Origin of the sequence: Acidovorax sp. 56 (assembly GCF_002749705.1) — a bacterium.
GTDB lineage: Bacteria > Pseudomonadota > Gammaproteobacteria > Burkholderiales > Burkholderiaceae_C > Acidovorax.
On the sequence record NZ_PEEV01000001.1, the window covers coordinates 4,349,064 to 4,362,039 of the forward strand.

The 12,976-nt window shown below is 61.2% G+C and carries 9 protein-coding genes; 6 read left to right on the forward strand and 3 right to left on the reverse strand.

The genetic code is table 11. The features are described 5' to 3' along the window. The first annotated feature begins 253 nt into the window (after positions 1 to 253). Positions 254 to 1,042, forward strand: coding sequence for a 3'(2'),5'-bisphosphate nucleotidase CysQ (cysQ, locus tag CLU88_RS19315; protein WP_099657984.1), 789 nt, complete (start codon positions 254 to 256; stop codon positions 1,040 to 1,042). Next, entirely contained in the window at positions 1,039 to 1,818 is a 780-nt protein-coding gene (locus tag CLU88_RS19320) for a sulfite exporter TauE/SafE family protein (protein ID WP_099657985.1), read from the forward strand. Before cysQ ends, CLU88_RS19320 begins: the two co-directional genes overlap by 4 nt. Positions 1,819 to 1,857: 39 nt before the next feature. Here the strand turns inward: CLU88_RS19320 and CLU88_RS19325 are convergent, their stop codons facing one another. The 3 genes from CLU88_RS19325 to CLU88_RS19335 form a co-directional block, all read right to left on the reverse strand. After that, entirely contained in the window at positions 1,858 to 3,723 is a 1,866-nt protein-coding gene (locus CLU88_RS19325; protein WP_099657986.1) for a glycosyltransferase, read from the reverse strand. 20 nt (positions 3,724 to 3,743) lie between these two features. Then, positions 3,744 to 5,753: a tetratricopeptide repeat protein gene (locus CLU88_RS19330; RefSeq protein WP_099657987.1), complete on the reverse strand. Its 2,010-nt coding sequence runs from the start codon at positions 5,751 to 5,753 to the stop codon at positions 3,744 to 3,746. A gap of 160 nt (positions 5,754 to 5,913) precedes the next feature. Then, positions 5,914 to 6,648: a TetR/AcrR family transcriptional regulator gene (locus tag CLU88_RS19335; protein ID WP_099657988.1), complete on the reverse strand. Its 735-nt coding sequence runs from the start codon at positions 6,646 to 6,648 to the stop codon at positions 5,914 to 5,916. Positions 6,649 to 6,935: 287 nt separating this feature from the next. Between CLU88_RS19335 and CLU88_RS19340 the strand changes: the two genes are divergently transcribed. The 4 genes from CLU88_RS19340 to hydA all read left to right on the forward strand — a co-directional run bounded on the left by CLU88_RS19340 (position 6,936) and on the right by hydA (position 12,846). Next, positions 6,936 to 8,303, forward strand: coding sequence for an NAD(P)-dependent oxidoreductase (locus CLU88_RS19340; protein WP_099657989.1), 1,368 nt, complete (start codon positions 6,936 to 6,938; stop codon positions 8,301 to 8,303). 45 nt (positions 8,304 to 8,348) lie between these two features. After that, entirely contained in the window at positions 8,349 to 9,656 is a 1,308-nt protein-coding gene (gene preA / locus CLU88_RS19345; protein WP_099657990.1) for an NAD-dependent dihydropyrimidine dehydrogenase subunit PreA, read from the forward strand. A 198-nt stretch (positions 9,657 to 9,854) separates the two neighbouring features. Continuing rightward, a complete protein-coding gene (locus CLU88_RS19350) occupies positions 9,855 to 11,312 on the forward strand; it encodes an NCS1 family nucleobase:cation symporter-1 (protein ID WP_099657991.1) in 1,458 nt (485 codons plus the stop codon). Positions 11,313 to 11,391: 79 nt separating this feature from the next. After that, positions 11,392 to 12,846 carry a dihydropyrimidinase gene (hydA, locus tag CLU88_RS19355; protein WP_099657992.1) on the forward strand — a complete coding sequence of 485 codons (1,455 nt, stop codon included), beginning with the start codon at positions 11,392 to 11,394 and terminating at the stop codon, positions 12,844 to 12,846. Positions 12,847 to 12,976 lie beyond the last annotated feature (130 nt).

Genomic DNA, 12,976 nt, shown 5'->3' on the forward strand with positions numbered 1-12,976 from the left:
GCAAATCACCGTCGTTCAGTCCCTGTGGGAGTAGTCCTAGCGCGTTGAGTCTGCGCTCGGCGGTTCGTTTGGTGTCGGCTTCGCCACATTTCTTCAGGTGCGAGTATGCAAGCTCCGTATCCCAAACCTGCTTGGCATCAAGGCCTAACAACGCTTGAGTGAGGTTTGTCGCAATTTGATTATTTTTCAATTTATTTATGAAAAATTGAATGATAGGATGCACATCTTCGACAAATTTTTGTAATTTTGCAATATGCGACATGCTGAGATCACTAAATTGCTCGAAAAGCTGCTGCCTATTGCACGCCTTGCTGGCAGCGCAGTGATGGCTGTGTACGCCACAGAGCAATTCGCGGCAACGTTGAAGAAAGACACTTCTCCATTGACGCAAGCGGATTTGTCTGCCCATCAGGTGTTAGTTCATCACTTACAACAATTGCTGCCGGACTGCCCCGTAGTGTCTGAGGAGTCTGAGAGTTCGCATGCCGGCCGCTGCCAAAGTAGGCGGTTTTGGTTAATCGATCCGTTGGACGGAACCAAGGAGTTCATCGCCGGCAACGGCGAGTTCACCGTAAATATTGCTCTGGTCGAGGAGGGGCGAAGCATCTTGGGGGTGGTGTATGCACCTGCGATCGATACTCTCTATTGGGGAGGTGCTGGTTTGGGGGCGTGGCGATGCATTGGCAATGTGCCCATTGCCATTCGGGTGGCTGAGCCTGCAGATGTTTCAGTGTGCCGAGTCATTGCCAGCAGAAGTCACTTGGATGTCGATACAAAGGTAATGATCGACCGGCTGGGACCCGTGCAGTTGATGCAAGCGGGCAGTTCATTGAAGTTTTGCCGGATCGCGGAAGGTGAGGCTGACATGTATCCACGCTTGGCTCCCACTTGTGAGTGGGATACGGCAGCTGCACAAGCTGTATTAGAGGGCGCAGGGGGCTTGGTGCTGGACCTGCAAGGCCGCCCCCTGCGTTATGGCAAACCTGAGGTATTCAATCCCTCGTTCGTTGCTGCTGGTTGCATGGCCTGGATGCCCGAGTGATTGATTCGTCTTATGCGCTAGCCGGTGCGTTGACCGGTTTGGTCGTGGGCATCACGGGTGTGGGTGGCGGCGCACTAATGACGCCCATTTTGCTCATTGTCTTTGGCGTGTCTCCAATCACTGCCATCGCTACTGACTTGTGGTTTGCGGCCATCACCAAACTTGTTGGCGCACGTGCACACCATGCCAGTGGTCATGTGGACTGGCGGGTAGCTAAACGCTTGTGGATGGGGAGCTTGCCGGTAGCATTGGTCATCGTTGTGATAGTCAGCTTCGGTGTTCGGATGGCGCAGGTGGAGTGGCTAACCAAAACGATTGGCATTGTTGTGCTCATCACTGCCGCAGGCTTGCTGGCTGCGCCATATCTAAGGGCTCTTGCGCGCCAGCAGCGTATCGAAGAACCGGTGCGTTTTAAGGCCATTCAGCCGTTGCTGACGGTGGTTGCTGGCGCAGTTTTGGGGTTGTGTGTAGCCCTTACCTCGGTAGGAGCGGGAGCGCTGGGTACTGTAATGTTGCTATATCTCTATCCACTCCGGATGACCCCTCATCGCCTAGTCGCCACCGATATCGTGCACGCGGTTCCATTGGCGGCCGTTGCTGGAATTGGTTATCTGTTTGCCGGAATGGTGGACCTATGGATGCTTGGCAGCTTGTTGGTGGGTTCTGTTCCTGCGGTGCTTTTGGGGAGCCTGCTCGCTGGAAAAATTGCGGGCCGATGGATTCAGTTGGCTCTCGCGATGGTATTAATGGCGGCGGGGATCAAGGTGATGGTATGACGCAAACTTGGGGGCGCTATCGAGGCCAATTGACAAACGCTATGCGGTTTGCGAAATTTTTCTGGTCTTGTTTGCACGCCTCCCATGCGCAATGCCAACAAGTGTTGATACAACCATGTATCGCACTGCATAGGCCCAGGATCTGAAAATTTTGGAGCGATCTATCTTGGAGGTGTGCATTGCAAGCGGCACCTCGGCAATTCGCTTACCTTCGCGTCTCATCAGCAACAACGTTCCGATGTCCTGGTAGTCCAGCAGCGTGGCCTCGGCAGATGCCGCCACTTGCATGGCTGCGCGGTTATACAGCCGAAATCCCGACACAAAATCACGCAATCCCAAGCCTGTCAACCACCGAAACCACTGCCAGGCTGCACGGCGCGGCAGGCTGTTGCTGCTTGCGAAATAGGCTACTGCCATGTCAGCTTCATTGCCCGCAGCAAGTAGCGCCGGTAGTTCCTCTACTTCATAGCGGCCCTCTGCGTCGATGGTGATGGCGCAAGAGTAGCCTTGCACAAGCGCATGACGGATGCCGGTCTGCAAGCTGCCCCAGGTCGTCATTTTCAGAAGAGGGCGCAGCACCCGTGCCCCGTGCTGCTCAGCCAAGTGGCAGGTTGCGTCAGTGCTGCGGTTATCAACCACAAGCACTGGAGCGTTGACCAAGGCGCGCACGCGTTGAAGCAGAGGGGCGATGTCTGCGGCATTGTTATGGGTGGCAATCACCACCATCAAGCCGCGTGTGGAGGACTCTGTATTTCTGCCCGGTGCCATGCTTCTGTAATGGCGGGCAGTGGCGCGCTCGCAAGGGCCAATCCCAAAGTGCTCTTGCAGTGCTTTATTGCCTGCTTTGCCCAAACGTTGACGCAAGTCGGGATCATGTTGCAGGCGGGCTATGGTGCTGCGCCAGGCTTCCACATCTTCAAAAGGCACATGCAGCCCGCAATGGGCGTGGGACACCACCCAAGGCATTCCAGAGCCTGGCAAATCCGTCACGAGACAGGGGCGTGAGTGCTGCATGGCCTCCAGCAGCACCACCCCAAACGCCTCCGTGCGCTCTCGCGATGCCAGGCAAAAAAGGTCGCACTGGGCCAGCAGAGCATGCTTTTGGGCATCATCCACAGCACCTAAGAGCCGGGTGGCGGGCGCAGTACCAGCAGGGGTTGTGCTGCGCACCAGCTCTTCAAGAGAGTCGTGAAGCTCGCCACTTCCGACAATCAGCAGTTCCACACCGGGCAGTGTGGAGACCGCTTTAATCAGGATTTCAAAGCCCTTGTAGTAGGTGAGCCGGCCGATCGATAGGAGTCTGAATTGGGTCTCTGCCCGCCAAAGTGATGTTGCTTGTGCTCTGGCCTCCGCTCCAGGGGCACTGTCTTGCAGATTGATACCCAGCGGCACCACGTCACATTTATCGAGCCAAGGTCGCAGTGCTGCGCTGGCCTGCAAGTAGGGCGGTGATGTTGCGAAGATCTGTTGTGCACGTTCCAGAAGAGCTTGCTCAAAAGGCCGGTACAGCATGTAGGCCAAAGCCACAGACCACTTGATATTCGACACCACCACGTCCGAATGCCAGTGCACCACCCAAGGCACTTTACGTGCACTAGGGAGCGTTAGTGCCCAGAGCGCCGAGTTGTTGGGCATGTGCAAGTGCAGCACATCCGGCTTGATGCGGTCGATGGCTTGTCCGAGCGCGCGCCGAAAGCCAACGGCCATGGGCGCGTACACCAAATTGAACTGCACTGGAACCCTGTGCACCCAAGGGGGGTCATCAGGCAAGGAGGTTCCATGCACCATGGCATGAGCGTCGATGCCCTGGCGTCGCTGCTCTTGAATCAGGTCTGCCAAAAAGACTTCCATCCCGCCCATGTATGGTGGAAAGAACTTGCCGACATGGAGGATTCGCAACGTCATGGTCGAGCTGCTTGTCTGCGTCAGGGCTTGGACTTGTTGGATGGTTTGGTGGATGCGGCCAGTTGCTCGCGCACTTGCCGATACTGCGCATTGCGTGGCTCCAGCTTGATCGCCTCATCGATATCTTTCAGGCCATCATTCAGTTTGCCCGCACGGTACAACGCAACGCCTCTTCCGTAGTAAGCAGGGGCACTGGGTGCAGATGCGATTAAATCGTCAAACAGGGGGATCGCCTTTTGCGTATCGCCCTTGCCAACCATTGCCATGCCCATACCCAGCAAGAGCCGGGGGTGTTTGGGGCTCATTTGCAGCAGGGTTTCAAAGTCGCTGATGGCTGCGTCATATTGCTGGGCGGCAATGCCTGCATCAGCATGCCGTTGCAGCAGCAATACTTGCATTTTCTTATCGGTGTTGTTTCCTTGGGGCGCGTCTTTCAGGGCTGTGCCAAAGCTCTCGAACGCCAATGGGAATTGGCCCAGAGCGAAGGCCGACTCGCCCCGGTGGTAGTGCAGCGATTGCCCGCTGAAGCCCTTGGCCTGCGCAGCAGCAAACGCCTGTAGCGCTTCTGCATGCTTCTTTTGCTGTTGCAGCGTGACCCCAATATTGAAGCGAGCATTCCCGCCCAAGTCCCCCAGAGCATCGGCCGTCAGAAAGGCACGCTCTGCCAATGCGAGGGATCCTTTTTCAAGGTGATAGGCGCCCAGGTTCAAGAATGGGCGGCTGCGTCCAACGGCATTGGCCGGAGCTTTGGTGTCGATCTTCTCGGCTGCGTCAGCCCAGGCAGTGCCTTCATCCCTGAGGGAGAGGTTGCGCTCCAATGCCAATCCGCCAAAGATCAATGCAATCAAGACACCCACGGTGTAAATCGTCTTGGGCTTAAAGCCGGTCAGAACAATGGCAACAAGGCCAGGCACGGCCACAGCCCACAAATAGCTGCGGTACAGCACAAACGGGTCTTGCACCCAGACCGTGGCAAATTCGGTTGCAAACCAAAGCAGCGGGAACAGCAGGATCAGACCGGCCAAACCCAGGGCATCTTTGCGGCGTACCACCATCCAAATCGCTATCCCAAGCAAGCAGACGTATCCCAAAGCACCAGCCAAATGCCCCCACGAAGCAAACCCCAGCGGAAACGCCGGACGCAGATCGACCGACATCCACTGCACGTTGGGGACAAACCACAGCAGGCCATATGCAAAAAACAGCGCCGCTTCGTTCAGCAGGCTCAAAGGGTAAATCTGGGCCGTAACCCCGGGGCGCATGGCCTCCAGCTGTTGCACCAAGGCTGCAGAGCGTGGGTCAAACACCTTGCCCAGCACTGCCCCATAAATGCCAAAAAACGCGGCGGCGGCGAGTGCCAACACCAGTAACGCGCCGCCAGCGACAACACCAATAGCTTTCCAGCCGGGGCGGCGGATGTAGATGTACAGCGGGACGGCCATGGCGGCTGTCATGACGGCATACTCTTTGGACAGCACGGCCAGCACATAGCTACCCAAAGCCCCTGCGTACCAGCCAGCGCGCCCCGTTTGCAGGCCGCGAACGAAGAGCCAGCAGGCCAGCACCGCAAACAATGTCGCCATAACGATAGAGCGCTGAACCAAGTACCCCACCGCGTAGACGGCGACCGGGTTCAGTGCGAACAGTGCGACTCCCACCTGCAATGCGGCGGTGCGGGAGGCCTCAAAGTGCGTTTGATCCTCAAACTCTTGGGGAAATTTGGCTTGGGTCAACAGCGCTTTCAGTAGCGCATAAATGCAAGCGACCGTGCCCAGGTGCAACGCGATATTCAGAAATCGCTGTTTCCACCACCCTTCGCCGAACAAACTTTGTAGCCAAACGAAGCTTCCATAAGACAGCATCCGCTGTTTGAATTGGAGCAGGCTGCCGTATTCGCCAAAGATGGTGCCATCGTTCAATCGCAGGTCATCAAACAGCAAATCATTGCGAATGCCAGGCAGGTAAATGCCCAGCACTGCCAAAACAAGGGCAATGGCAAATAGATAGGTTGCTTTGCGCGATGTAGCCATAAGAATTTTTGAGGAGGAATGCCAGGGTTTGCCGACTGTGCGATACAGGCAGTCACAGGCAGGCAAACGGGTCGGAGCGAGTCTAAGCCATGCGGGGCTTTGGTTAACAGTTCCCAAGTCACCGCTGCTCAGGCGTGCGCGCCTGAGCAGGAGGCCGCGCTCATGTGCTGGGTCGGGTCTGGAGGCCTAATCCTGACAAGACCAATTGGCAGATCAACGCTTCCGCCTTCTCATAGTCCTTCTCCGTCAGCGCAGGCTTGCCCAGCAGCAGTGCAAACTGAGCCTCCTGGTCGGCGTAGGCCTGGGTGACCGACCAGATGATGAACATCAAGTGGGTGAAGTTGACCTTGGCGATGCGACCTTCCTTGGCCCAGCGCTCGAAGGTGCGCACTTCGGCTTTGAGGCGAGGCCCAACGCGCTCGGCGATGGCTTTGCCGTAACGTGGTGCACCGGCAATCACCTCTTTGGTGAACACCTTGGCGCCATCGGGGTACTCGCGGGAGTAGCGCAGTTTGGCCTGGATGTATTTGCGCAGGGCGGCCTCTGGCTCGTTGCTGTGCGACAGGTCGTCCATGCCTGCCAGCCATTGGTTCAGCACGTCGTCCAGCACGCGTTGGTACAGCGCCTCCTTGCTGGGAAAGTAGTACAGCAGGTTGTGTCGGCTCAAGCCCGCTGCCGCGGCAATGTTCTCAAGGGATGCGCCTTCAAACCCAAACTGGGCGAAATGGCTCTGGGCTTCCTGGAGGATGCCGCGCTCTTTCAGTAAGCGTGATGGCTTGGGGGCTCGTGCGGTGGGCTCTGTGGTAGACGGGTTGGCAGGAGGCCGGGCTGCGGCGCTGCGTTGGCGGGCCGGGGATGGGGTTGGAGATGTATGGAGTGGGCGTGCGGCTGTCATCGCACCATTGTGGAACAAGCGCGGTCGCCAGAAGCTGGCACAGGCTTTGCTCTAGGGATTTTACCAATTGGTAAATTTTTACCATTGAGTAAATTGAACCACTGGCCGAGCACCGAGCGATTCAAACGCCGGGCATCGGCCGCCCTACCGAGGACCACGATGAAACCTCCGGAAATTGCAAGCGCTGGCACGCCTGGGCTCCAGGCTGTGGTGCCGCGACGGCGCCGTGCGGCAGCTTTGCCCGCCCCCCACCCCTCACCCACTCTCCATCTTCCGGAGGCTTTCTGATGGACACACCCGCAAGCCGTGCCTGCGGCATTCATGCCGCACGCCTGAACCTAGCCGACTATGCCGCCAACTTCAGCGACGCACACCCGCCGCTGACCAAGCCCCAGGCCCTGATCGAGGCCGAGCGTTGCTACTACTGCCACGATGCGCCTTGTGCCACGGCGTGCCCTACGGGCATTGATATCCCGTCGTTCATCCACCGCATCGCGCAGGACAACAACCGGGGTGCCGCTCGCGCCATCCTGGAGGCGAACCCGCTGGGCGGCATGTGCGCGCGGGTGTGCCCCACCGAGGTGCTCTGCGAGCAGGCCTGCGTGCGCAACACCAACGAGGACAAGCCGGTAGAAATAGGCTCGCTGCAGCGCTACGCCACCGATGCCTTCTTTGCCCAGCCTAGCGCGCCCCTGTTCCAGCGCGCGGCCGCCACCGGCAAGCGTGTGGCCGTGGTGGGCGCCGGGCCTGCAGGCCTGGCCTGCGCGCATGGCCTGGCCGTGCGCGGCCATGATGTGGTGCTGTTCGAGGCGCGCCCCAAGCTGGGCGGCCTCAATGAATATGGCCTGGCCAGCTACAAGACGACGAACAATTTTGCGCAGAAGGAAGTGGAGTGGCTGCTGTCCATCGGCGGCATCGAGGTGCGCACCGGCCAGCAGCTGGGCCGCGACATCACGCTCGACAGCCTGCTGGGCGCCTACGACGCCGTGTTTTTGGGGTTGGGCCTGCAGGGTGTGAATGCGTTGGGCGTGTCAGAGCCTCTGGTGACCAGCTTGCGCAATGCGGTGGACTTCATCGCAGAGCTGCGCCAGAGCACTGACCTCTCCACCCTGCCTGTGGGCCGCCGCGTGGTGGTGATTGGTGGCGGCATGACGGCGGTGGACGCCGCCGTGCAGTCGCGCAAGCTGGGCGCCGAAGATGTGACCATCGTCTACCGCCGGGGCGCTGACGCCATGTCCGCATCGGCGGTAGAGCAGCAGTGGGCGCAGACCAATGGGGTGACCATCCGCCACTGGGCGGCACCGAAAGAAGTGCTGAGCGAAGGCGGTGCGGTGAAGGGCGTTCGCTTTGCTGCCACGGCCCTGAGCGGCGGCAAGCTGGTGGAAACCGGCGAGACCTTCACGCTCGAAGCCGACATGGTGCTCAAGGCCATTGGGCAGACCTATGTAGCCGGGTCTGCGGGCAAGACCATAGCCTTGGAGGCGGGCCGCATTGCCACGGACGCTGAGGGCCAGACCAGCCTGCCACGCGTGTGGGCGGGTGGTGACTGCCGCGCTGGTGGGCGCGACCTCACGGTAGAGGCTGTGGAGCACGGCAAGGTGGCCGCAGGGTCCATCCATACCGCACTGACGGCCCCCGTTGCCCAGGCTGCCTGACGCGCAGCGGCATCCCCCACACAGCACAACACACGGGAGCACCCCATGGCAGACATTCGCAGCAATTTCCTGGGCATCCAAAGCCCCAACCCCTTCTGGCTGGCCTCCGCACCGCCCACCGACAAAGAGATCAACGTCACCCGCGCCTTTGAAGCGGGCTGGGGCGGCGTGGTGTGGAAGACGCTGGGCGAAGACCCGGCCGTGGTCAACGTCAACGGCCCGCGCTACTCCACACTCATGTCGCAAGACCGCCGCGTGATCGGCCTGAACAACATCGAGCTGATCACCGACCGGCCGCTGCAGACCAACCTCGAAGAGATCAAACGCGTCAAACGCAACTGGCCGGACCGCGCCATGATCGTCTCGCTCATGGTGCCTTGCGAGGAGCAGAGCTGGAAGGCCATCCTGCCCCTCGTGGAAGATACGGGCGCCGATGGCATTGAACTCAACTTCGGCTGCCCCCACGGCATGAGCGAGCGCGGCATGGGCGCGGCCGTCGGCCAGGTGCCTGAATACATCCAGATGGTTACGGCCTGGTGCAAGCACTACAGCAAGCTGCCCGTGATCGTGAAGCTCACGCCCAACATCACCGACGTGCGCCAGCCCGCACGCGCCGCCAAGGCGGGCGGAGCGGATGCGGTGTCGCTCATCAACACCATCAACTCCATCATGGGCGTGGACCTGGAACGCATGGTGATGAGCCCGAGCACGGACGGCTGGGGATCGCATGGCGGCTACTGCGGCCCGGCCGTCAAGCCCATCGCGCTGAACATGGTGGCCGAGATCGCGCGCGACGCGCAGACGGCTGGCCTGCCCATCAGCGGCATCGGCGGCATCACCACCTGGCGCGACGCGGCCGAATACATCGCGCTGGGCTGCGGCACGGTGCAGGTGTGCACGGCCGCCATGGTCTACGGCTTCAAGATCGTGCAAGACATGTGCGACGGCCTGTCCAACTTCATGGACGACCACGGCTACGCCACGCTCGACGACTTCAAGGGACAGGCCGTGCCCACGGTCAAGGACTGGAAGAACCTCAACCTCAACCACATCGAAAAAGCGGTCATCAACCAGGATGCCTGCATCCAGTGCGGCCGCTGCCATGTGGTGTGCGAAGACACTTCGCACCAGGCCATCACCTTCACCAAAGACGGCGGCGTGCGCAAGTTCGAGATCAACGAGGCCGAGTGCGTGGGCTGTAACCTGTGTGTGTCGATCTGCCCCGTGCCCGAGTGCATCACCATGCGCGCGCTGGAGCCGGGCGAAGTTGATGTGCGAACGGGCAAGAAAGTGACGGGCGAATACGCCAACTGGACCACGCACCCGAACAATCCGATGCGCGTGGCGGCGTAAGCGCGGCCTGCGCGCATGCAGCGGCGCAGCCTGGCTGCCGGGTTGTGCACCACGCCCGTCGCGTTGCTGGCGCAGGGTGCTCTGGTGTAGTTCTTGCGTGCGGCACTGCGGTATCGGCTTCGTTTTTCTCCCGTGGGCTGCCGGTGTGCAGCGCGGGTTTTGTGCAAACCCTCTGAGGTCTTTGACAGGAGTTTCGGCATGACAAACAGTTCAGGCATCGCGGCCCCCGTGGCAGGGCATGCGCCCGGTGCGGCGGGCAATCCGCTGGCCAACGAAGATTTGCTACCCACCACCCCCGCGCAGCGCCACTGGGGCTGGAAAGACTTTGCCGCACTCTGGGTGGGCATGGTCGTGTGTGTACCCACCTACACCATGGCCAGCTCCATGCTGGACCAGGGTTTCACGTGGCAGATGGCCGTGTGGCTGGTGTTCCTGGCCAACTGCATCGTGCTGGTGCCCATGGTGCTCATCGGGCGCGTGGGGCCCAAGTACGGCGTTCCCTTCCCGGTGCTGGCGCGTGCATCGTTTGGCGTCAAAGGCGCCAACCTGCCCGCCGTGTTGCGTGGCCTGGTGGCGTGTGGCTGGTTCTCCATCAACTGCTACTTTGGCGCGCTGGCGTTGCATGGCTTCTTGAACATCCTGGGCATGGGGCTCGCAGGCCCGGCAGATGGCGAGACCATCAGCACCTCGCAGTTCATGTGCTTCCTCGCGTTCTGGGCCGTGCACATCTACTTCATCTGGAAGGGGCCGGAATCCATCCGCCTTCTGGAGGTCATCGCCGCGCCGCTGATGATCGGCGCTTCGGTGCTGTTCGTTGTGGTGCTGATGATGAAGGTGCCATCGGGCCAGCTCTTCAACCTGCCTGCCAAGGTGGTGGAAGGTGGGCCCAAGACCTGGGCGGCGCTCACGGGGCTGGTGGGCTTCTGGGCAACGCTGGCGCTCAACATCCCGGACTTCACGCGCTTCGCCAAGTCGCAAAAGGACCAGGTCGTGGGCCAGGCCATTGGTCTGCCGCTTCCCATGGCGCTGTTTTCCATGGTGGGCGTCATCGGCTTTTCGGCCTCGGCCATCCTGTATGGCAAGGCGCAACTGTTCCCTGATGGCCTGCTCACCCAGATGGGCAGTGTGGCTGCAGGCCTGGGACTGCTGGTGATCCTGCTGGCCAACCTGACGACCAACGTGGCGGCCAATCTGGTGTCGCCTTCGTATGACTTCAGCCAGTGTGCGCCTTCCAAGATCAGCTTTCGGATGGGCGGCGTGATTGCTGCGCTGATTGGCCTCGTGTTCATGCCCTGGAAGATCCTGGCCACCTCGGGCGGCTACCTCTTCACCTGGCTGGGCGGCTACGGCACGCTGCTGGGCGCGATTGCGGGCATTTTGCTGGTGGACTACTACCTGGTGCGCAAGAGCGAACTGAAGGTGGACGACCTGTACCGCCGTGGCGGCGAATACGAGTACAGCAACGGCTGGAACCTGCAAGCCCTGATCGCCTTTGCGCTGGGCGTGCTGCCCTGCCTGCCGGGTTACTTGGCGGTATCGGGCGTGGTGGACAAGGCAGGCATGCCCGCCATTTGGTTGTCGCTGTTCGATGCGGGCTGGTTCTTTAGCCTGGCGGTGGCCGGCACCTACTACTACGTGACCGCCAAGAAGAAGTGACGCCCTGGACCCTGCCTGGGCCTGGTGCCAGCGCAGGGTCCCTTTTTTGAATTGATCCGTATCCCTGAAGGAGACCCCCATGAGCCAAGCCCTTGTGATCCGCGGTGGCACCGTGGTCAACGCCGACCGTGAACAGCGCGCCGATGTGTTGTGCGTGGATGGCCGCATCGTGGCCGTGGGGGAGGGCGCCGCAGCGCAGGCCCCTGCGGGCGCGCAGACGCTAGACGCCAGCGGCCAGTACGTGCTGCCCGGCGGCATCGACCCGCACACCCACATGCAGCTCCCGTTCATGGGCACGGTCACCATGGACGATTTCTTCACCGGCACGGCGGCAGCCCTGGCGGGCGGCACCACGAGCATCATCGACTTCGTGATCCCCGACCCACAGGAACCCATCCTGGACGCCTACCGCAAGTGGCGCGGCTGGGCCGAAAAGTCGGCGGCCGACTATTCCTTCCACGTCGCCATCACCTGGTGGAGCGAGCAGGTGCGCGCCGACATGGGCACGCTGGTGCAGCAGGAAGGCGTGAACAGCTTCAAGCATTTCATGGCCTACAAGAACGCCATCATGTGCGACGACGAAACCCTGGTGAACAGCTTCAAGCGCGCGCTGGAGCTCGGCGCCATGCCCACGGTGCACGCCGAAAATGGCGAGTTGGTGTACCTGCTGCAGCAGGAGGTCGCCAAGATGGGCATCACCGGCCCCGAGGGCCACCCACTGTCGCGCCCGCCCATGGTCGAGGCCGAGGCCGCCAACCGCGCCATCGCGATTGCCGACGTGCTGGGTGTGCCCATCTACGTGGTGCACGTGAGCTGCATGGAATCGGCCGATGCGATTGCCCGCGCCCGGGCGCGCGGCCAGCGCGTGTACGGCGAGGTGCTGGCAGGCCACCTGCTGGTGGACGACAGCGTGTACCGCGACCCCGACTTTGCCAAGGCGGCCGCGTATGTGATGAGCCCGCCCTTCCGCCCCAAGGGCCACCAGGAGGCGCTGTGGCGCGGCCTGCAGTCGGGCCAGCTGCACACCACGGCGACAGACCACTGCACCTTCTGCGCCGCGCAGAAGGCCATGGGCAAAGAGAACTTTGCCAAGATCCCCAACGGCACGGGCGGCGTGGAAGAGCGCATGGCCGCGCTGTGGGATGGCGGCGTGAACACCGGGCGCCTCACGCCCAGCGAGTTTGTGGCCATTACCTCGGCCAACGCGGCCAAGCTGTTCAACATCTATCCGCGCAAGGGCTACGTCGGCGAAGGCGCCGATGCCGACCTGGTGCTGTGGGACCCGCAAGGCACCAAGACCTTCTCCGCCAAGACCCAGTTCAGCAAGGGCGACTTCAACATCTTTGAAGGCCGTACCGTGCGCGGCATCCCCAGCCACACCGTGAGCCAGGGCCGCGTGGTGTACGCCAACGGCGACCTGCGCGCCGAGCAAGGCAAGGGCCGCTACATCAAGCGCCCCGCATTTGGCGCCAACTTCCAGGCCGTGCAAAAACGTGCGCAGGACCTGGCACCCACGGCGGTGGCGCGCGGCTGACGGCGCGAACCGCAGGCGAACGGAGATGGGGATTTCCACAGTTTCGCAACTCCCCCAGACCGTTCTGCCTGAGCTTGTCGAAGGCGGCCTTCGTGCCCCGGCTTCGACGGGCTCAGCCCGAACGGTGGTG